9 protein-coding genes are annotated in these 22,070 nt (G+C 72.1%); 5 read left to right on the top strand and 4 right to left on the bottom strand.

Annotated elements, in window-relative coordinates; genetic code table 11:
• Positions 1 to 39: 39 nt before the first annotated feature.
• Together ACSMTC_RS02195 and ACSMTC_RS02190 are read left to right on the top strand one after the other, a co-directional pair.
• On the top strand, positions 40 to 11,463 hold the full coding sequence (locus ACSMTC_RS02195; protein ID WP_436557910.1) for an SDR family NAD(P)-dependent oxidoreductase: 11,424 nt from the start codon (positions 40 to 42) through the stop codon (positions 11,461 to 11,463).
• 135 nt (positions 11,464 to 11,598) lie between these two features.
• Positions 11,599 to 12,360 carry a thioesterase II family protein gene (locus ACSMTC_RS02190; protein WP_436557909.1) on the top strand — a complete coding sequence of 254 codons (762 nt, stop codon included), beginning with the start codon at positions 11,599 to 11,601 and terminating at the stop codon, positions 12,358 to 12,360.
• Positions 12,361 to 12,518: 158 nt separating this feature from the next.
• Here ACSMTC_RS02190 and ACSMTC_RS02185 read toward each other — a convergent pair whose 3' ends face one another.
• The 4 genes from ACSMTC_RS02185 to ACSMTC_RS02170 all read right to left on the bottom strand — a co-directional run bounded on the left by ACSMTC_RS02185 (position 12,519) and on the right by ACSMTC_RS02170 (position 19,195).
• Positions 12,519 to 15,359, bottom strand: a complete 2,841-nt coding sequence (locus tag ACSMTC_RS02185) for a helix-turn-helix transcriptional regulator (protein ID WP_436557908.1) — start codon at positions 15,357 to 15,359, stop codon at positions 12,519 to 12,521.
• Between the two features lie 730 nt (positions 15,360 to 16,089).
• Positions 16,090 to 16,464, bottom strand: coding sequence for a helix-turn-helix domain-containing protein (locus ACSMTC_RS02180; protein ID WP_436557907.1), 375 nt, complete (start codon positions 16,462 to 16,464; stop codon positions 16,090 to 16,092).
• Between the two features lie 115 nt (positions 16,465 to 16,579).
• Positions 16,580 to 18,235 carry a flavin monoamine oxidase family protein gene (locus ACSMTC_RS02175; protein WP_436564573.1) on the bottom strand — a complete coding sequence of 552 codons (1,656 nt, stop codon included), beginning with the start codon at positions 18,233 to 18,235 and terminating at the stop codon, positions 16,580 to 16,582.
• Between the two features lie 144 nt (positions 18,236 to 18,379).
• Complete coding sequence (locus ACSMTC_RS02170; protein ID WP_436564572.1) at positions 18,380 to 19,195, bottom strand: carbon-nitrogen hydrolase family protein; 816 nt, start codon at positions 19,193 to 19,195, stop codon at positions 18,380 to 18,382.
• Between the two features lie 314 nt (positions 19,196 to 19,509).
• On the opposite strand from ACSMTC_RS02170, the gene ACSMTC_RS02165 reads away from it, so the two are divergent.
• The 3 genes from ACSMTC_RS02165 to ACSMTC_RS02155 are packed head-to-tail and all read left to right on the top strand — an operon-like array spanning position 19,510 to position 21,979.
• Positions 19,510 to 20,439, top strand: a complete 930-nt coding sequence (locus tag ACSMTC_RS02165; RefSeq protein WP_436557906.1) for an ACP S-malonyltransferase — start codon at positions 19,510 to 19,512, stop codon at positions 20,437 to 20,439.
• A gap of 26 nt (positions 20,440 to 20,465) precedes the next feature.
• A complete protein-coding gene (locus ACSMTC_RS02160) occupies positions 20,466 to 21,326 on the top strand; it encodes a metallophosphoesterase family protein (RefSeq protein ID WP_436557905.1) in 861 nt (286 codons plus the stop codon).
• Positions 21,323 to 21,979, top strand: coding sequence for a 4'-phosphopantetheinyl transferase family protein (locus ACSMTC_RS02155; RefSeq protein WP_436557904.1), 657 nt, complete (start codon positions 21,323 to 21,325; stop codon positions 21,977 to 21,979). Before ACSMTC_RS02160 ends, ACSMTC_RS02155 begins: the two co-directional genes overlap by 4 nt.
• The last annotated feature ends 91 nt before the right edge of the window (positions 21,980 to 22,070 follow it).

The raw sequence follows: 22,070 nt of genomic DNA, 5'->3' as shown, positions 1-22,070 counted from the left end.
CTGCAACATCCCGAGAGGTGACCTGACATGCCGGCTGAGATGGCGGCTGAGGAAAAGCTTCGGTACTTCCTCAAGCGAGTGACGGCGGATCTTCACGAGACCCGCCGCCGACTCAAGGAGATGGAGGACGGCGAGCACGAGCCGATCGCCATCGTCGGTATGGCCTGCCGCTTCCCGGGTGGTGTCTCCTCGCCCGAGGACCTGTGGCGGCTGGTGTCCACCGGCAGCGACGCGGTGTCGTACTTCCCGGAGGACCGTGGCTGGGACGTCGAGAGCCTCTACCACCCGGACCCGGACCACCCGGGGACCTCGTACGCCCGTGAGGGCGGGTTCCTGCAGGACGCGGGAGCGTTCGATCCGGGCTTCTTCGGGATCTCGCCGCGTGAGGCGATGTCGATGGATCCGCAGCAGCGGCTGCTGCTGGAGACCTCCTGGGAGGCGTTCGAGCGGGCGGGCATCGATCCGGCGACGCTGCGGGGCAGCCGGACCGGTGTGTTCGTAGGTGTGATGTACAACGACTACGGCATGCTGCTCCAGCAGTCGGTCGAGGGAGCCGAGGGGCAGATCGGCACGGGCACCTCGGGGAGCATCGCTTCGGGCCGGGTGTCGTACACGCTGGGCCTGGAGGGTCCGGCGGTGACCATCGACACCGCCTGCTCCTCCTCGCTGGTCGCCCTGCACCTGGCCTGCCAGTCGCTGCGCCAGGGAGAGTCCACGCTGGCGCTGGCCGGCGGTGTGACCGTGATGCTGACGCCGGGCACTTTCGTGGAGTTCAGCCGTCAGCGCGGCCTGGCGGCGGACGGGCGCTGCAAGGCGTTCTCGGACGACGCCGATGGCACCGGCTGGGGCGAGGGCGTCGGCATGTTGCTGGTCGAGCGGCTCTCGGACGCCCGGCGCAACGGGCACCCGGTGCTGGGCATCGTCCGGGGGTCGGCCGTCAACCAGGACGGTGCGTCCAACGGTCTTACCGCTCCCAATGGTCCGTCGCAGCAACGGGTGATCCGGCAGGCGCTGGCCAACGCCGCTCTCACCAGCGACCAGGTCGACGCGGTGGAGGCGCACGGGACCGGTACGACCCTCGGTGACCCGATCGAGGCGCAGGCGCTGCTGGCCACCTACGGCAAGGAGCGCGCCGAGGACCGTCCGCTGTGGCTGGGTTCGGTGAAGTCCAACCTCGGCCACACGCAGGCGGCCGCGGGTGCGGCGGGTGTGATCAAGATGGTGATGGCGATGCGGCACGGTGTGCTGCCGCAGTCGCTGCATGTGGGTGAGCCGTCCTCGCACGTGGACTGGTCGGCGGGTGCGGTGGAACTGCTGAGTGAGACGCGGCCGTGGCCGCAGACCGGTGAGCCGCGCCGTTCGGCGGTGTCCTCGTTCGGGTTCAGCGGCACCAACGCCCACATCATCCTGGAGCAGGCGCCCGAAGCCGAGGCGGTGGAGGGCGAGGAGCACCAGGAGAACACCCGGAAGGCGCCGGTGGCGCTGTCCGGCCGGACGGCGGAGGCACTGCGCGGGCAGGCCGAACGGCTGCTGGCCCATCTCGAGGCACAGCCCGAACTGTCGCCGCTGGACATCGGTTTCTCGCTGGTGAGCACGCGCGGTTCGTTCGAGCACCGCGCGGTGGTGGTGGGCTCGGACCGTGACGAACTGCGTGCCGGGCTGGCGGCGCTGGCGAGCGGTGAGCCTGCGTCGCGGGCGGTGCTGGGCGTCGCCGGTGCGGCTGGCCGGGTGGCGTTCCTGTTCGCGGGGCAGGGGAGCCAGCGGGCCGGTATGGGCCGGGAGTTGTACGAGGCGTTCCCGGTGTTCGCCGAGGCCTTCGACGCGGTCTGCGCTGAGCTGGACCCGCATCTGGATCGTCCGCTGCGCGAGGTGGTGTTCGGTGGCGAGGAGCTGGACCAGACCGCCCACACCCAGCCGGCACTGTTCGCGATCGAGGTGGCGCTGTTCCGGCTCACAGAGTCCTGGGGCATCCGGCCGGAGTTCCTGGCCGGGCATTCGATCGGTGAGATCGCTGCCGCGCATGTGGCTGGGGTGCTGTCGCTGGCGGATGCCGCTGCTCTGGTGGCGGCTCGTGGTCGGTTGATGCAGGCGCTGCCGATTGGCGGTGTGATGGTGGCGGTGCAGGCCTCGGAGGACGAGGTGCTGCCGTTCGTCACAGGTGAGTTGGGGATCGCTGCGGTCAACGGGCCGTCGTCGGTGGTGATTTCCGGTGCCGAGTCTGCGGTGTCGGCGGTTGCGGAGCGGCTGTCGGCCGAGGGTCGTAAGACCAAGCGGCTGACGGTGAGCCACGCGTTCCACTCGCCGTTGATGGAGCCGATGCTGGCCGAGTTCCGTACGGTCGTCGGGGGTCTGACCTTCAACGAGCCGAGCATCCCGATCGTCTCCACCCTCTCCGGCGACCTCACCGACGAGATCCGGACCCCCGAGTACTGGGTCCGCCACGTCCGGGAGGCCGTCCGCTTCCACGACGCGATGCGGACTCTGGAGCGCGAAGGCGTCCGCACCTTCCTGGAGCTCGGTCCGGACGGCACCCTCGCCGCCATGGCGCAGGACTGTGTGACCGAGGACGCGGCGTTCGCCCCCGTTCTGCGTCGGGGCCGCGCCGAGGCCGAGAGCTTTACCAGCGCTCTCGCTCAGCTGCACGTCCGTGGCGCGAAGCTGGACTGGCAGGCCGTCTTTGCCGGTACCGGTGCGCGGCTCGTCGACCTGCCCACCTACGCCTTCCAGCGCGAGCGCTACTGGCCGCGCCCACTCACCGGATGGATCGGCGACGTGGCGTCCGCCGGCCTGGGATCGGCCGATCACCCCCTGCTTGGAGCGAGCGTCGCTCTCGCGGACGCGGACGGCCATCTCTTCACCGGGCGCCTGTCGCTGGACTCCCACCCCTGGCTGGCCGACCATGCCGTCGGTGACACGGTGCTGCTTCCGGGAACCGCCTTCGTGGAACTGGCGATCCGAGCGGGCGACCAGGTCGGCTGCACCCGGCTGGAGGAGCTGTCGCTGGAGGCACCCCTGATCCTGCCGACCAAGGGCGCGGTTCAGGTCCAGCTCTGGGTCGGCACTCCGGACGACTCCGGCCGGCGCACCGTCAGCCTCTACTCCAGGGCCGAGGACGCCCCGGCCGAGGAACCGTGGACCCGGCACGCCGCCGGTCTGCTCGGTCCGGCCACGGGCGCGCCCTCCGCTGCGCCGGACCTGGCCGAGTGGCCGCCGGTTAACGCGGAGACCGTTCCGGTCGACTCGCTCTACGAGGGTTTCGCCGCAGCGGGGTTCGGCTACGGACCGGTGTTCCAGGGGCTGCGGGCCGCCTGGCGGCGCGACGGCGAGCTGTTCGCAGAGGTCGAGCTGCCGGAGAGCAGCTGGGCACAGGCCGATCAGTTCGGGCTGCACCCCGCGTTGCTCGACAGCGGGCTGCACGCGATCGGCCTCGGCGGCGTCCTGGCGGACACCGGGCAGGCCCGCCTGCCGTTCGCCTGGAACGGTGTCGAACTCCACGCCGTCGGTGCCACCGCCCTGCGGGTGCGGATCGCGCCGCAGGGTGCGGACGCGGTATCGCTCGGCATCGCCGACGGCACGGGAGCGCCCGTGGCCACCGTGGAGTCGCTGGTACTGCGACCCGTGGCGGTCGAGCAGCTGTCCACGGCCCGGGCGGCTCACCATGAGTCGCTGTTCCGCCAGGAGTGGACCGGCGCTGTCCTGCCGTCCGGCGCCGCCTTTGACGGTGCGGTGGTTCTTGGTGCGGACGCATTCGGTCTCGCCGGTGTCGAGCGGTTCGAGGACCTGGGCGCGCTGGTGGCTGGCGGTGTGCCGGGGACGATCCTGGTGCCTGTTCTGCCGGGGTTGGCTGAGGATGTGGCCGTTGCGACGCATGCCGCTGTGCGTGGTGTGCTCGCGGTGGTGCAGGAGTGGTTGGCGGAGGAGTTGCTGGCGGACACCCGGCTGGTGGTGGTCACGCGTGGTGCGGTGGCGGCCCTTGACGCGGATGTTCTGGACCTTCCCTCGGCCGCTGTGTGGGGTCTGCTGGGTTCGGCGCAGTCGGAGAACCCGGGCCGGATCGTGCTGATCGACCTGGACGAGGACCCGACCTCGCTGGCTCTGCTGTCGGCGGCGGTCGAGAGTGGTGAGCCCCAGCTGGCCCTGCGCGCGGGCAAGGCCCTCGCACCGCGTCTGGCCCGTGTGCCTTCGACTGATGAAGCCGAGCGGCTGGTGCTGGACCCGGAGGGTACGGTGCTGGTGACGGGTGCGACGGGCACGCTGGGTGCGCTGTTCGCCCGGCATCTGGTGACTGAGTACGGTGCGCGCAGGCTGCTGCTGGTCTCGCGGCGCGGGGCTCGGGCCGAAGGCGCTGAGGAACTCGCTGATTCCCTGCGTGAGTTGGGCGCTGAGCCGGTCTTCGCTGCCTGTGATGTCGCTGATCGTGAGGCGTTGGCGGCGCTGCTCGCCGAGCACCGCCTGACGGCCGTGGTGCACACGGCCGGTGTGCTGGACGACGGTGTGATCTCCTCCCTCACCCCCGAGCGGATCGATGCGGTGCTGCGCCCGAAGGTGGACGCGGCCTGGAACCTGCACGAGCTGACCCGGGACCACGACCTCACCGCCTTTGTGCTGTTCTCCTCGGCGGCCGGTGTCTTCGGCAATGCGGGGCAGGCCAACTACGCCGCCGCGAACAGCTTCCTGGACGCCCTCGCTCAGCAGCGTCGGTCGGCCGGTCTTCGGGCGACCTCGCTCGCCTGGGGCCTGTGGGCCGAGGACGGCGGTATGGCGGGGGAGTTGGACACGGCGGATGTGCAGCGGATGGCGCGGGGCGGTGTAGGTGCGCTGACCGCCGAGGAAGGCCTGAGGCTGTTCGACACCTCGCTGCGTTCGGGCGACCCGGTCCTGGTGCCGATCCGGCTCGACCTCGCGGGTCTGCGTGGCCAGGCCGAGGCGGGCATGCTGCCCCCGCTGCTGCGCGGCCTGGTCCGGGTCGCCGCACGCCGCTCGGCCGCAGCGGCCACGGGCAGTCCCGCCGTCTCCTCGCTGATGCAGCGCCTCGCCGCGCTCCCCGAGGCCGAGCGTGATGCGGCGCTGGTGGATCTGGTACGGGCCGAGACGGCCGCGGTGCTGGGCTACGCCGGAGCTCACGAGGTGGACGCGGAGCGGGCGTTCAAGGACCTGGGCTTCGACTCCCTCACCGCCGTCGAGCTGCGCAACCGCCTCAACGCCACCACCGGCCTGCGCCTGCCCGCGACGCTCGTCTTCGACTACCCGAGCGCGCGTGCGCTCGCCGGGCTGCTACATGAGGAACTGGTCGGCTCCCTTCCCGACACGGCTGTCGTCGTCCGAGCGGCGGCCGACGACGAGCCGATCGCGATCATCGGCATGGCCTGCCGCTTCCCCGGCGGGGTCCAGAGCCCCGAGGACCTGTGGCACCTGGTGGCCAACGGCATCGACGGCGTCTCGGGCTTCCCCACCGACCGTGGCTGGGACACCGAAGCGCTCTACGACAGCGACCCGGACCAGCAGGGCACCACCTACACCCGCGAGGGCGGGTTCCTCCACAACGCCAGCGAGTTCGACCCGGCGTTCTTCGGGATCTCCCCCCGCGAAGCCGTGTCGATGGACCCGCAGCAGCGGCTGCTGCTCGAAACCTCGTGGGAGGCCTTCGAGCGGGCGGGCATCGACCCGGGCAGCCTGCGCGGCAGCCGGACCGGCGTCTTCGCGGGCGTGATGTACAACGACTACGGCATGCTGCTCCAGCAGTCGGCGGAGGGCTTCGAGGGCTACGTGGGCACGGGTAGCTCCGGCAGCGTGGCCTCGGGCCGGGTGTCCTACACCTTCGGCCTGGAGGGCCCGGCGGTGACCATCGACACCGCCTGCTCCTCTTCACTGGTCGGCCTGCACCTGGCGAGCCAGGCGCTGCGCTCCGGTGAGTGCACGCTGGCGCTGGCCGGCGGTGTGGTGGTGATGGCCACCCCGGCGTCGTTCGTGGAGTTCAGCCGGCAGCGCGGGCTGGCGGCGGACGGCCGCTGCAAGTCCTTCTCCGCTGACGCGGACGGCACCAGCTGGTCCGAGGGCGTGGGCATGCTGCTGGTCGAGCGGCTGTCCGACGCGCGCCGCAACGGCCACCCGGTCCTGGCCGTCGTCCGTGGCTCCGCCGTCAACCAGGACGGCGCCTCCAACGGTCTGACCGCTCCCAACGGCCCGTCCCAGCAGCGGGTGATCCGGCAGGCGCTGGCCAACGCCGGGCTGTCGGCCGACCAGGTGGACGCGGTCGAGGCCCATGGGACCGGTACGACGCTCGGTGACCCGATCGAGGCCCAGGCGCTGCTCGCCACCTACGGCAAGGACCGTGACCAGGACGCGCCACTGTGGCTGGGCTCGGTGAAGTCCAACTTCGGCCACACGCAGGCTGCTGCCGGTGCGGCGGGTGTGATCAAGATGGTGATGGCGATGCGGCACGGTGTGCTGCCGCAGACGCTGCACGTCAGCGAGCCGTCCCCGCACGTGGACTGGTCGGCGGGCGCGGTGGAGTTGCTCACCGAGTCCCGCCCCTGGCCGGAGACCGGTCGGCCCAGGCGCGCTGCGGTCTCCTCCTTCGGCATCAGCGGCACCAACGCCCATGTGATCGTCGAGCAGGCCCCCCTACAGGACGCCGAACAGCGCCGGAGCGCTCCCGCCGTGGTGCCATGGGTGCTGTCCGCCCGTTCCGCGCAGGCGCTCCAGGGCCAGGCCGAGCGGCTGCTGGCCGCACTGGATGTGGAGCCGGAGCTCAATCCCGCTGACATCGGCTGGTCGCTGGCCACCACCCGTGCCTCCCTGGGCCACCGGGCCGCCGTGGTGGGCGTCGACCGGACTGAGCTGCTGGACGGCCTGAAGGCACTGGCGAACGGCGAATCGGCGGCGAACACCCTCCAGGGCGTGGCCGCCCCGGGGGCCCGATCGGCGTTCCTGTTCACCGGGCAGGGGAGCCAGCGGGCCGGTATGGGCGCCGAGTTGTACGAGGCGTTCCCGGTGTTCGCCGAGGCCTTCGACGCGGTCTGCGCTGAGCTGGACCGGCACCTGGAGCGTCCGCTGCGCGAGGTGGTCTTCGGCGGCGAGGAGCTGGACCAGACCGCCTACACCCAGCCGGCACTGTTCGCGATCGAGGTGGCGCTGTTCCGGCTCACAGAGTCCTGGGGTGTCCGGCCGGACTTCCTGGCCGGGCATTCGATCGGTGAGATCGCCGCCGCGCACGTGGCTGGGGTGCTGTCGCTGGCGGATGCCGCCGCTCTGGTGGCCGCTCGTGGCCGGCTGATGCAGGCGCTGCCGGTCGGTGGTGCGATGGTGGCGGTGCAGGCCTCGGAGGATGAGGTGCTGCCGTTCGTCACCGGTGAGTTGGGGATCGCGGCGGTCAACGGGCCGACCTCGGTGGTGATCTCCGGTGCCGAGCAGGACGTCATGGCGGTCGCGGAACAGCTGGCGGCCCAGGGTCGCAAGACCAAGCGGCTCACGGTGAGCCACGCCTTCCACTCGCCGCTGATGGAGCCGATGCTCGCCGAGTTCCGCACGGTCGTCGAAGGCCTGACCTTCAACGAGCCCCGGATCCCGATCGTCTCCACCCTCACCGGTGGGATCACCGACGAGATCCGCACCCCCGAGTACTGGGTCCGCCACGTCCGCGAGGCCGTCCGCTTCCACGACGCCGTCCAGGCACTGGAGGCCGAAGGCGTCCGCACCTACCTGGAGCTGGGCCCCGACGGCACCCTCACCGCCATGGCCCAGGACTGCGTCACCGAACCGGCGGTGTTCACCCCCGTCCTGCGCCGGGACCGCGCGGAGGCGTGGAGCACCACCATCGCTCTGGCCCAACTACACGTCAGAAGCGTCAAGTTGGAGTGGACGTCGGTGTTCGCCGGTACCGGTGCCCAGCACGTCGACCTGCCGACCTACGCCTTCCAGCGGCAGCGCTACTGGCCCAAGCCGTACACGGGTTTCTTCGGCGACGTCGCCGCGGTCGGTCTGGGGGCGGCCGACCACCCGCTGCTGGGCGCGAGCGTCGCGCTGGCCGACGCCGAGGGGCAACTGTTCACCGGACGGCTCGGCCTGGACACCCACCCGTGGCTGGCCGACCACGCCGTGATGGGTGCGGTACTGCTGCCGGGAACCGCCTTCGTCGAGCTCGCGATCCGGGCCGGCGACCAGGTCGGCTGCGGCCACCTGGAGGAACTCACCCTGGAGGCCCCGCTCGTCCTGCCCGAACGCGGCGGGATCCAGCTGCAGGTGGCCGTGGGCGCACCGGACCAGGAGGGGCGCTGCCGCCTCACCCTGCACTCGCGGCCCGAGGGCGCGGCGGGCGATCTGCCCTGGACCAGGCACGCCACCGGTGTGCTCTCCGCCGCCGCCGGTGGTGCGGGCCCCGACCTGGCCGAGTGGCCGCCGCAGGGCGCCGAACCGGTCCAGCTGGACGGCCTGTACGAGGGATTCGCCGCGCTCGGCTTCTCCTACGGTCCCGCGTTCCAGGGGCTGCGGGCCGCCTGGCGGCGCGACGGCGAACTGTTCGCCGAGGTCGCGCTGGAGGAGGAGGCCAGGGCACAGGCCGCGGCCTTCGGCCTGCACCCCGCACTGCTCGACTCCACCCTGCACACCCTGGGCCTCGGCGGTCTGCTGGCGGACACCGGGCGCGGACGGCTGCCGTTCGCCTGGAGCGGTGTCACCCTGCACGCCACGGGGGCGGCCGAACTCCGGGTACGGATCCGCTCGTTGGGTGATGACGCACTGGCACTGGAGCTGGCCGACCCGGCGGGCCGACCGGTGGCGGAGATCGAGTCGCTGGCGCTGCGCCCCCTCTCGCCGGAGCAGCTCGGTACGGGCGGAGGCACGGACGACGCGCTGTTCGGACTGGAGTGGGTGACCGCTCCCGCCACCGACACCGCCGGCACCGGGAGCTGGGCCGTACTCGGCCCGCACACACCGGAGCTCGCGCCCGAGGGAGCGATCGCCTACCCGGACCTGGACGCGCTGGCGGTGGCGGTCGCGGCAGGTGCCGCCGTGCCGGAGAACGTGCTCGTGTGCTGTCCGCCCACGGCAGTTGGCCAGGACGCCGCGCAGGCCGCCCACCGGGCGGCGGGCTGGGCGCTGGAGCTGCTCCAGGCCTGGCTGGCCGAGGAGTTCACCGCGAGCGCGCGGCTGATCCTGGTCACCCGGGGCGGCGTGTCCACCCGGGCGGGAGAGGACGTACCCGACCTGGCCGCCGCCGCGGTCTGCGGTCTGGTGCGCTCGGCCCAGACCGAGAACCCGGACCGGATCGTCCAGCTCGACCTCGACCGGGACGACCGCCGGGCACTGTCCGCGGCGGCAACCGGGGCCGAACCCCAACTGGCACTGCGTGACGGCCGGTTGTACGTACCCAGGCTCACCCGGGTGGCCCGTCCGGCGGATTCCGCCGCCGACCTGGACGCGTCCGGCACGGTGCTGCTCACCGGAGCCACCGGCTCGCTGGGCCGACTGCTGGCCCGCCACCTGGTCGCCGAACGCGGCGTACGCCACCTGCTCCTGGCCTCCCGGCGGGGCGGCGAGGCGGAAGGCGCCGCCGAACTGCGCAGGGAGCTGGCCGAACTGGGCGCCGAGGTACGCCTGGCCGCCTGCGACGTGGCCGACCGGGACGCCCTCGCCGCGCTGCTCGACACCGTGCCGGCCGAGCACCCGCTCACCGCCGTGGTGCACGCCGCCGGCCTGCTGGACGACGGCGCCGTCGCCTCGCTCAGCCGGGAAAGGGTCGACCGGGTGCTGCGCCCCAAGGCGGACGCCGCCTGGCACCTGCACGAACTGACGCGGCGTCACGCCATCTCCTCCTTCGTGCTGTTCTCCTCGGTGGCCGGCGTCTTCGGCGGCCCCGGACAGGCCAACTACGCCGCGGCCAACGCCTTCCTGGACGCCCTCGCCGCGCACCGGCGGGCCCACGGGCTGCCCGCCGTCTCGCTGGCCTGGGGCCTGTGGGAGCAGCACGGCGGAATGGGCGGCGAGCTCGGAGAGGCGGACCTGCAGCGCCTCGCCCGCGGCGGGGTGGCGCCGCTCTCCGTCGCGGACGGCCTGGCGCTGTTCGACGCGGCCGATGCACCGGACCGGGCGCTGCTGGTCCCGGCCAGGCTGAACCTCGCCGGTCTGCGCGCCCACGCCGCCGCGACCGGACAGGTGCCGGCGCTGCTGCGCGGACTGGTCCGCGGGCCGGCCCGCAGGTCCGCGACGGCCGTCCAGGAGACGGCCGGCGCCCTGACCGCGAAGCTCGCCGGACGGGCCCCGGTCGAGCAGGAGGAGATCCTGCTCGACCTGGTGCGCGGCCACGCCGCCGCCGCCCTCGGCCACCCGGGCCCGGAGGCGGTGGAGGTCGAACGCGGCTTCCTGGAGCTGGGCTTCGATTCGCTCACCTCGGTGGAGCTGCGCAACCGGCTGGCCCTGGCCACCGGTCTGCGGCTGCCCGCCACCCTGCTGTTCGACCAGCCCACCCCGAAGCTGCTGGCCGCCCGCCTGCGGGAGCAGCTGGCCGCCACCGCCTCCGAGCCGGGCACCGGGGACGCCCGCCCGCTGGGCACCATCGGTACCCTGCTGCGCGGCGCCGCCGAGACCGGCCGCAGCCGGGAGTTCATGGAGCTGCTGATCGCGGCCTCTCGGTTCCGGCCGTCCTTCGACGTGGGGGAGGCGAGCGGCCTGGTGCCGGAGCCGGTCCGGCTGGCCGACGGGCCCGAGCAGCCCGTACTGGTCTGCCTGCCCTCGCTGCTGGCGATCTCCGGCCCGCACCAGTACGCCCGGATCTCCGCCGCCTTCCGGGGCCGGCGAGCGGTCCGCGCACTGCCGCTGCCGGGATTCCGGGACGGGGAGCCGCTGCCCGCCACCGCCGAGGCGGTCACCGAGGCCGTTGCCCAGGGCGTGCTCCGGGCGGCCGGGGGAGCCCCCTTCGTCCTGCTCGGGCACTCCACGGGCGGTCTGGTGGCCCAGGCCGCCGCGGCCCGTCTGGAGGGACTGGGTTCCGCTCCGGCCGCGGTCGTCCTGGTGGACACCTACTCCTTCGAGGCCGATGGCGGGGTCGGCGGCGGGGTCGGCGGCGGGGTCGGCGGCGGGGTCGGCAGTGAGTCCGACGTCAGGACCGGCGGCGGGAGCCCGGGCGGCCGGGCCGAGGACCTGCTCCCCGCTCTCACCGGTGCGATGCTCGCGCGCGAGGGCGCGTACGTCCCGATGGACGACGCCCGGCTCACCGCGATGGGCGGCTACCTGCGGCTCTTCGCCGAGCGGCGACCCACCGCGATCGCCGCGCCCACCCTGCTGGTCCGTGCCGTGGACGCACTGACGGCCCCCGGGTCGGACGGTGTGGCCGAGGCGGACGTACGGGCGTCCTGGCCGCTGGAGCACACCGCGCTGGACGGACGGGGTGACCACTTCACCGTGATGGAGGAACACGCCGCCGCCACCGCCGAGCTGATCGAGAACTGGCTGCGCGAGGTGTGCTGAACGCGCCGGGGTGGTGGAAGCGCCCCCCTTGCCGACCGCTGTCCCGGCCCGGCCCCCGGCGGGCCGGGACAGCCCCGGTGGATCTCCATCGGGTCATACTTGACCGACCGTCATGTACCAAGAGATGAGGAACCGATGACCACGCCCACCGCCGCCGAGTACGACCTGTGGATACGCCGCTTCCACCAGGCACCCGACAGCAAGGTGCGCCTGCTCTGCCTGCCGCACGCCGGCGGCTCGGCCAGCTTCTACTTCCCGGTGTCCGCGGCGCTGTCGCCGAGGATCGAGGTCCTCACCGTGCAGTACCCGGGCCGTCAGGACCGCCGGAGCGAGCCGGGCATCGGCACCATCGCCGAGCTGGCCGACCAGGTCCACCGGATGGTCCGCACCCTGGACGACCGGCCGCTGGGGATCTTCGGCCACAGCATGGGCGCGATCCTCGGCTTCGAGCTGGCCCGGCGGCTGGAGGCGGACGGGCGCCCGCCCGCCGTGCTCTTCGCCTCGGGCCGGCGCGGCCCCGGCACGCACCGGGAGGAGAGCGTCCACCTGCGGGACGACGAGGGCCTGGTCGCCGATCTCAAGGACCTCAGCGGGACCAACACGGCGCTGCTCGGCGACGAGGAGATCCTGCGGATGATCCTGCCCGCGATCCGCAACGACTACCGGGCCATCGAGACCTACCGGCGCACCCCGGGTGAGCCGCTGAGCACCCCGATCGTGGCCCTGACCGGCGACGACGACCCCAAGGCCACCGTGGAGGAGGTCAAGGCCTGGGCGGAGGAGACCACCGGCGAGTTCTCGCTGCGCGTCTTCGCCGGCGGCCACTTCTACCTCGCCGCCCACCAGCAGGCGGTCCTCTCCGAGATCACCGACCAGCTGGGCGCCCACGCCGGCTGACTGCCTCCGGGCGGCCGGGAGAACCACCAGGGGCGCGGGGAACCGCGCGACCGGTCCTGCACAGTGTGGCAGGCCGGTCGTTCGGTTCCCCGCGCCCCGGGAGAACGCCGGTCGAACGCGCCGGACGGAACGTCGAACGCCCCGGACGGAACGGAGCGTCAGGCGTAGGACGCGCTGTTGCCCGTCGACACCAGGCACAGCTCGCCCGGCAGATCGCTGCGCCGGGTGACCTTGAGCTTGCGGTAGACCCGGGTCAGGTGCTGCTCCACCGTGCTGACCGTGATGAACAGCTCCCGGGCGATCTCCCGGTTGGTGTGGCCGAGCGCCGCCAGCGAGGCCACCCGCCGTTCGGCGTCGCTCAGGTCGCCCGCGAGCGGAGCGGCGGCGGCGGACTGCGGCGCCTCCTCGCGGACGTCGCAGAACATGCTGGACAGGCCCCGCAGGATGGGCTCGGCGGAGTGCTCCTTGGCCAGTTGCCAGGCCCGGTTCATCATGGTCCGGGAGCGCTTGTGGTCACCGAGGTTCTGGTAGGCGTAGCCCAGATCGGCCAGCGCCAGGGCCAGTTCGACGGGGGAGTCGCAGCGCTGGAGCTCGTCCACGGCCTGGCGCAGCAGCGAGGGGCGGTAGCGGAGTTCGGCGACGGCGGCACCCAGCCGCAGCGCGATGCCACGGGAGCGGGAGGGCCCGGGCCGAAGCCGCTTGAACTGCTCGTCGATCAGGACCTTGGCCTGCTGGTGGTTGCCCGTGCTCAGGTGGACCCGGGCGGCGGCGGCCCGCCACTCCACCAGGGTCGGCAGGTCGATGCCCCACTCCTGCATCATCTCGCCGCAGATCAGGAAGTCGTCGAGGGCGGCATGCGGGTTGTTGGTGGCCAGCCGGTACTCGCCCCGGGCGTACAGGTAGTGCAGTCCGTAGCGGGACTTGTAGATGGCCTGCGGCACCGGCCGGCTCAGCAGCTCCGCCGCGTCCTCGTACTTGCCCATCGCGGTCTGGGCCATCAGCAGGACGGCCATCGGCAGACCGATCGTCACGCCCCAGCCCTGCCAGGGCATCTCCTCGAGGGCGGTCTTGGCGAAACGCTCCGCTTCGACCAGCCGGCCCTGGCGGAAGGCGATCTGGCTGCGCAGCGCCAGCAGCGGCGGCCGCCATCCCTCCGCGGCGCGGCCGATCCGGCTGAGCAGCTGGTCGCAGCAGACGGCCGCACGGTCCAGCTGGTCGCCGTAGATCAGGGCGAGCAGGGCGAACTCGGCCTGCTCCCAGGAGCGGTGGCTCAGCCGGATGGTCCGCAGGACCTGCTCCGCGCCGAGGAAGGTGTTCTCGCCGGCGCAGCCGCTGAGCACCTCGTCGAGCACGGCGGCGGCCTGCAGCTGAGGGTCGGCCCGGACCGCGGCGGGGGCGCGGTCCGCGTCGACGGTGCAGGGACCGAACGGGGGGAGTTCGGCCAGCGCGCCGGGGTAGGAGCTGGTCAGCAGCATCCTGACGGTCTGCAGTTCGGCGGTGGTGCGGCCCTCGACCGGGCGGCCCCGCGCGGCCAGCAGGTGGTCCAGTACGGCCGTCGCCTCGGTGATCCGGCCGTGCCGCAGCAGGTACTTGACGACCACCACGCTGTGCCGGTCGCCGAGCTCGCCGGCGCGCAGGGCCGCGGTGAGCTGGGGCAGGTGCCGGGTGGCGTTGCCGGCCTGGAGCTGCCACTCGACACCGGCCAGCAGGGTGAGCACCTCGCCGCGCTCGCGGCGGTCGGTGCAGACCCGGTGGGCGTGCTCGACGCAGCGTCTGGCCAGGTCCGCGTCGCCGTCGAAGAGCGCCTGGCGGGCGACGTCGCACAGTACCCGGGTGCTCCAGGCCTCGCCGGGCTCGTTGGAGGCCAACAGCCGCTCGGCGATGGCCCGTTCGGGAGCGCCCTGGGTGTACAGCAGGTGGGCGGCGCGGTGCTGCAGCCGGCTGAGGTCGAGCGCGTCGGCGTCGTGCAGGACGGCGGTCCGCACGGCCGGGTGCCGGAACTGCCCGTGTTCCAGCAGGCCGGCCGACTCCAGGCCGCGGATGACGCACTCCACCGTGGCGGGGGAGAGGTCGAGCAGCTGCCCGAGCAGGTGGGTGGTGCAGCTCTCGCCGAACACGGCGATCCCGCGGGCCACCGCGAGGGCGGAGGGTTCGCTGCGGTGCAGGCAGCTGACGACGGCCTGGGAGAAGGCGTACCCGGCGCCCAGTGTGGACGGGCGCTGCTCGGAGGGCAGCCGGGTGCAGGTGCGCAGATCCTCCAGCAGGGCGTGCATCAGCAGCGGGTTACCGCCTGTCAGAGCATCGAAACGGGCCGCCAGTTGGTCGGCTCGCTCGGCGTCGAGTCTGGACTCCAGGAGCTGGACCACACCCTGGCGGGTGAGCGGGCCGAGCAGGATGCGCAGGCAGTTCGGCTGGCGCAGCAGTTCGGCGTGGAAGGCGGGATGGGGGTGCTGCGCGGAGGTGCGCTCGGTGAGGACCACCGTGATCGGAGCGGTGCCGAGCCGACGGATCAGGAAGAGCAGCCACTGGAGTGAGAGCGCGTCGGCGTGGTGGACGTCGTCCACGCAGATCAGCAGTGGTCGGACGGTGGAGAGCTCGAAGAGCACCGCGCACAGTTCCTGGACCAGATCGCTCGGGAGCAGCCACGGCTCCTGCCCGGGCCCGACCGCTGCCGGGTGCTCCGCCACGGCGCGTTCGCACATGGCGAGCAGTCGGCGTACCTGTTCGTGGCGTTCGGTGGTGATCGGGGCCTGCCGCAGCAGCTGTCCGACGATACTCAGCGGCGTATGGCATTCGGCCTGTGCCCCGATGGCCCGGAGCACGGTGACGCCGGAGCGGCCGGCCTCCTCGCACAGGGCGTTGAGCACTCCGGACTTACCGCTGGCCACCGGACCGACGACCAGGCCGACGGAGCCCGGGCCTTGGAGCGGGTCGCCGGTGAGCCGGGCCAGGAGCCGCAATTCCTCGCTGCGTTCGATGAGGCCGGAACGGGCCGTCATGTGGTGGACTCCTTGCTTCAGGTCCCGATTCCCGCCCGGGGAATGTCCGTGAAAAGGGAGGACTGCACCGCGGGCAGGGGTCTGTTCTGAGAGTGAGAGTGGTGCCGATCTGCCGTCGTCTCAGGTGAGTGGGCGACAGGACGCTGGCAGATCAGGCTGCAGGAGCGGTTCGCCGTCTGGAGACGGGAAGTGATGACACGTCAGTGTTCCCCCGGATGAGCTGGCAAGTCGCCACGACGGTTGAATACTGGACAAGCGGACAAGAGTTATCCGAGCTTCAACCATTTATTTATGGCGAATTTACGCCCCGCACTCTACGGGCGTAGGCGGTCCTCAGCCGGCGCCGATCAAGTTGCGGGACAACGGGTCTGAACATAACACTTTTGCGGCCCGCCGGACGATGGCTGCCGTCAGGAACCGATCAATAATTGAAGGGGCTAGGAGCAGTAGGGGTGGCGATAGGGGGTGCCAGGGGCGCGGGTGCGACTGGCGAAGCAGGGCAAATCGGACAGAATTTGTGTGTGGCAACGGTGTGGAGCGCGGCACGTGGAGTTAACCTTCGCGACTTGGCTGCGGTCATCCGGTCAAAATTCGTTCATCGCTGCGTCAAACCTGCTGGATTCAGCCATCTTGGTAGCGGAATCAGACTGTCCCGTAATTGTCGCCGTACATACGCGAACGGCCGGTCTGCCACCGCGTTCCGCGGTGGCAGACCGGCCGTCAGGCCAGCTTAGGAGCGTTGGGCCGGTACTGAGGAGGGACCTTCGGCCTCGTTCCGGTCGCACCTGAGGGAGAGCCGGCAGCGCCGGCGGCCAGGTGAGGAGAGTTCCAGGTGGGCGCCGAGATGGCCGACGATCCGGTCGGCGGCCGATTTCGACACCCCGAACACGGTGGCGACCTCACGCATGGTCAGCTGGGTCCGCCAGTAGGTCGTGACCAGCAGTACCCGGTTCTCCAGGGAGAGCGTCCAGCGGCGCCCGGCCCGGGGGCCGTCGGTCTCGGCCCGGGAGCGCAGCGTCTCCAGCAGCTCCTCGAAGTCCTCCTCGGTCAGACCGGTGAGGAGCTCCACCCAGGTGCGCTCCGACGCGTTGATCAACTGTGTCATGACCAGCCCAAAGGTGCCCCGCCCGGCCGCACACGGCCCGGCTTTCCCCCGCCCAACACCAAATCTCCCCCGTCGTGCGACCTCGACCCCGCACCCCTACCCCCGTAGGGGGCGCTCACTCCTCCGGCAGGAGGACAGGGGCGATCTCGTCGAAGACGTCACCGGGCCCGGGATTGGACGGATGACTGGCACCCCCGAGGGAGTCCACCACACCCCAGACCGCGTTGAGCGCCGTCGTGACCGCCCCCTCGGCGAACCCAGCCGTCCATGACACATCGTCACCGGCCAGGAAGAGACCACTCGGCCCGTCCCCGGCGCCGCGCTGCACGAACTGGGTGAAGAGCCGACGCTGGTAACGGTACTGACCAGGAAGGTTCGCCTTGAAAGCACCCATGAACAGGGGCTCCGTCTCCCATGTTACCGAGACCGGCGGCCCGCTGATGTGCTTTCGGATGTCGACCTCTGGGTAGATCCTGTGGAGCTCTGCGAGCAGCCGCTCCAGCCGCTGGTCGTCGCTGAGAGTGGCGACCTTCAGCGAGTCGTCGTTCCAGGTGTAGGAGAGGCAGATCACCCCGGGCCGGTCGGGGCCGTCGTCGAACAGGTAGACCCCGCGCGGCATCCGGTCGGTGAGCGTCATGCTCATCAGGTCCCGGCCGGTGCGCGGGTCGCGGTCCAGCCAGAACGGGCGGTCGGTGAGCACGAACAGCTTGGAGGCCCCCATGTAGTGGGTCCGCTCGACCGCGGTCCACTGCGGCGCGGTCAGCAGCTCGGGGTCGCAGTCGATCCGGTTCAGCAGCGTCCACACGTGCGGTGTGAACACCACCGCCGGGTACGTCTCCAGCACGCCCCGCGCGTCCTCCACCGCCACCCCGTCGGCCACCCGCCGCAGCGCGGTCACCGCGGGGCGGGGCCGGCCGTCGTGCAGCCCGGCGAGCGAGGTGCCGGCCGGCCAGTGTACCGCCTGGTCCGCGGCCAGCGTCCAGAGCCCCTCGATCAGCCCGCCGGTGCCGCCGACGATGCTCACATGGTCCTGGTCGGCACCGGTGAACACCACCCGCAGCACCTCCAGCACGGAGTTGGGGAAGTCGGTGTCCCAGCCGCCGCTGCCGAAGCCGACCTGCCCGAAGATCTCCCGGTGCCGGAAGGAGCGGAAGTACGGCGAAGCGGCGAGAAAGCCGTGGAAGGACTGGTCGTCCAGGGTGCGGACCATCCGGTTCCACACCGCCTTGAGCAGCGCCGCGTCCCGTCGCCGGACCGCGTCCTCCATCACCGCCAGCTCGGCCCCCTCCCGCAGGGTCTTCTCCCAGGCGGCGGCCACCTCCTGATAGACCGCCGGGAGGTCCTCGACGGTCCGGGCGAAGTGGCGCTCGCCGCCCAGGTGCACCAGGGTGCTGGGCGTGTGCGGGGAGAGCGGGTTGGGGAACGGGCGGGTCTTCAGCCCGAGCAGGTCGATGTAGTGGAACAGCGTGGTGGCCGAGACCGGGAATCGCATCGCCCCCATTTCGGCCACGTGGGTGGGATCCGCCTCGAACGGCACCGCGCGCATCCGGCCGCCCAGCTTCCCGGCCTCGTAGAGCACCGGGCGCAGCCCCAGCCGCATCAGCTCGTACGCCGCGACCAGGCCCGCGATCCCGCCGCCGACCACCGCCACCGGTGTGCCGTGCCGCTCCTCGGGCACCGCGCCGAGCCCGGCCGGATGGTGCAGCCAGTCGTCGTACGGGAAGGGGAAGTCGGGGCCGAACATGGTCAGCGGAGCGGTCGTGGGACGCATCGCCGACCGCCCGGCACGCGGTGCCGGGGGTTCGGGCTGGGCCGCCGGGCGCGTGGTACGCGCCGGCGGGCGCTCCTGGGAGCCGGAGGGAATCTGGGACATCTGGGACACCTTTCGGGGCCCGGTCCGCGAGAGCCCAGCCGCTCAGCCCAGCCGGGCGGCGGGCGGGCCCTCGTAGAGCTCGGGGCGCCGGTCGTGGAGATAGGGGGTGTCGGCGCGCGCCTTCGCCACCACGGCCGGGTCGACCTCCGCCAGCAGCAGGCCCTCGACGGGCTCCGCCAGCGTCAGCCGGGTGCCGTCGGGGGCGGCCACCGTGGTCAGACCGCAGAAGTCCAGGCTGAGCCGCTCGCCGATCCAGTTGGTGTAGGCGACGTAGAGCTGGCTCTCGAACGCCCGGGCGGGAACGATCGTCCGCGCGACGAACTCCCACGGCCGCATCAACGCGGTCGGCACCACCAGCAGTTGGGTGCCGGCCAGCGCGTGGGCACGCACCGCCTCGGGGAACTCGACGTCATAGCAGACCAGCAGGCCGACCCTGAGGCCGCCGAGCTCCGCCTGCACCACGCCGTGGTCACCCGGCGCGAACCGGGAGGTGTCCACCTCGCCGAACAGGTGCGCCTTGCGGTACGCGGCGAGGGTGGCGCCGTCAGCGGAGACCAGCCGGGCCGCGTTGAAGACCGCGGATCCGGTCGCCTCCGGCCAGCCGTGCACGATGGCGATGCCCTGCTCACGGGCGATACCCGACACCGCCGCACAGAGCGGACCGTCGACGGGCTCGGACACCTCGGCCAGCGTGCCGGGCCGGAGCGGGTACCCGCCCAGGGTCATCTCGGGAGCGACGAGAAGTTCCGCCCCCGCCTCCGCCGCGCGGCCGGCCGCCTCGCGCAGCCGCTCCAGCAGCTGCGGGACACCGGGGGAGCCGGTCGCGGCCTGCCAGCAAGCAATCCTCATGGCGAGCAATCTCCCGGTAGCGGCGGAGTCATCCGGAACGGTCATTTCCGGGCCGAAACTATGGCCCTGCGGTAAGTCGGACAACCCCTAACTCGCCCCTACCCCAACGTATTTGCGCTGTCCAGAAGCGTTGGTCCGCACCCGAAGGGTGCCGACGGCCGTGCGGGCGGCGCGCCCAGCCGGGCACCCGACGTCACGTGCTGATCCGACGTGAACCGTCGGACATGCCCTTAGGGGGGCCTAGGGGAGCGGACAGGGGTAGCGGAAGGAGCGCGGCTGGCTAGGCTCGAACGCGATGACAACCGCTGAGAGAACGGGCTGAGATGACGACCGGAGAGCCGCGGAGCAGTGCGACCGTCTTCCCCGCCATGGGCCCTTCGCGGTTCGCCGACTTCGGCAGATTCATGATCGTCAACGCCGAGGCCAGGGAGCGCTTCGCCGTCGCCGACGAGGTCCTCGGCTACAGCGTCTTCGACGCCCTGCGCGAGAGCGACGACGACTACGCCGAGGTCGCCCAGGTGACCTCCTTCGTCACCTCGCTCGCGCTGGTCGAGTGGAACCGCAGGTCCCGGCCCGAACCCGACGGCTACTGCGCGGGGGTCAGCTTCGGCAAGATGGCCGCCGCGACCCACGCCGGCGTGCTCCCCTTCGACCGGGCCGTCCGGCTGGTCGCCGAGACCGCCCGGTGCGAACACGACTACTTCACCGAGCAGCACAGCGACATCGTCACCCACTCCTTCGTCAAGGTCCCGCGTGAGACCCTGGACGAGCTGCTCGCCGAACTCACCGCCGCCGACGAGTGGTTCGAGATCTCCTCGTACCTGGACCACGACCTGTACATGGTCTCGCTGAGCGAACGGGCCCTGGACGGCTTCAAGGGGCGGATCGGCGCGGTCGGCGGCTACTCCCTCTACACCATGCGCCCGCCCGCCCACGCGGGCATCTTCGGTCCGCTGCGCGACCGGATCGACGAGGTCCTGCGCGACCACGAGTTCAGCGACCCCGGGATCCCGATCGTCTCGGACCAGGACGGCACGCTGGTCACCACCGCCGAGCAGGCCCGCGAGTGGATCCTCGGCGGCTACGTCCACCCGATGCGCTGGCCCGGGATCGTCGACACCCTGGCGGCCCAGGGCGTGGAGCGGATCAGCGTGGTCGGCCGGGACCGGTTGCTGCGCCGCCTCAAGTGCACCGTGGACAACTTCGCCACCACGACGATCGCACCAGAGTCGGCCCTTCGGCCCATCAGTTGACGGCCCGCGACCGGAAGGCAGCACCCTTGTCGAACAGCTCCAGTGGACCGGGTGGCACCCTGTTCGCCACCAGTGACCTGCACATCGGCTACCAGGAGAACCGCGAGATCGTCCGCGCCCTGCACCCGCGCGGCCCCGAGGACTGGCTGATCGTCGCCGGTGACATCGGCGAACTGGTGGCGGACATCGAGTGGGCGCTCGGCGTGCTCACCGAACGCTTCGCCACCGTGGTCTGGGCGCCCGGCAACCACGAACTGTGGACCCACCCCAGCGACCCGGTGCAGCTGCGCGGAGTGGCCCGCTACCGGCACCTGGTGGAGCTCTGCCGGGGCCTGGGCGTGCACACCCCCGAGGACCCGTACCCCGTCTGGCAGGGCGAGGCCGGGCCGCTCAGGATCGCCCCGCTCTTCGTCGGGTACGACTACAGCTTCCGGCCCGTCGGTGCCGTCACCAAGGAGCAGGCGCTGGCCCGCGCACACGAGTCCGGTGTGGTCTGCGCCGACGAGTACCTGCTGCACCCGGACCCCTATCCGAGCCGGGAGGCCTGGTGCCGGGCGCGGCTGGCCGAGACCGAGGAGCGCCTGGCGGCCTGCGACCCGGCCGTGCCGACGGTGCTGGTCAACCACTACCCGCTGGTCCGCCAGCCCACGGACGTCCTGTACTACCCGGAGTTCGCGCAGTGGTGCGGCACCACCGCCACCGCCGACTGGCACACCCGCTTCAACGTCGCGGCGGTCGTCTACGGCCACCTGCACATCCCCCGGGTCACCCACTACGACGGCGTCCGCTTCGAGGAGGTCTCGGTGGGCTATCCGCGGGAGTGGCGCCGCCGGGGCGGTGCCGCCCCGAGCGGTCTGCGTCAGATATTCCCGGAGGTGGCACGGTGATAGAACGCATTCTCCCGGCACAGGTGGCCTCGGCCGAGACGAGGGCCGAGGACGAGCCGATCGAGCTCTTCCCCGAGGAGGCGGCGCACATCCGGCAGTCCGTGCCGCGCCGGCAGGGCGAGTTCCGCGCGGTACGGGCCTGTGCCAGGCGGGCGCTGGCCGAGCTCGGACATCCGGCCGCCCCGCTGCTGCCCGGTGAGCGGGGCGCACCGCGCTGGCCGGAACAGGTGGTGGGCAGCATGACCCACTGCCTCGGCTACCGGGCCGCCGCGCTGGCCCCGGCCGCCGAGGTGCTCACCATCGGCATCGACGCCGAGCCCAACGCGCCGCTGCGCGAGGGCGTACTGGAGGCGATCGCCCGCCCCGAGGAACTGCCCCGGCTGAGGGAGCTGGCCGCCACCGACCCGGCCGTGTCCGTGGACCGGCTGCTGTTCAGCGCCAAGGAGAGCGTCTACAAGGCGTGGTTCCCGCTGATGGGCGTGATGCTCGACTTCTCCGAGGCGACCCTCGCCTTCGGTGCCGACGGCACCTTCACCGCCCGCCTGCTGGTACCGGGACCAGTGGTCGAGGGCCGGCGGCTGCCGGGGTTCGAGGGCCGCTGGCTGGCCGAGGACGGCCTGGTGGTCACGGCGATCACCGTACTGCACTCCTGAGGTGCGCCTCGCCGCGCCCGCAGGACTCGAAAACACAGATCTGCTCGTCGGATGCCGCGACCGCGACTGTCGGCGCCGGCCGCCGGGCACG

The sequence above is a fragment of the Kitasatospora sp. HPM-01-4 genome (genome assembly GCF_051374625.1).
Classification (GTDB): domain Bacteria; phylum Actinomycetota; class Actinomycetes; order Streptomycetales; family Streptomycetaceae; genus Kitasatospora.
Note: the sequence above shows the minus strand (reverse complement) of the source record. Positions and strands in the feature narration are given on the sequence as shown.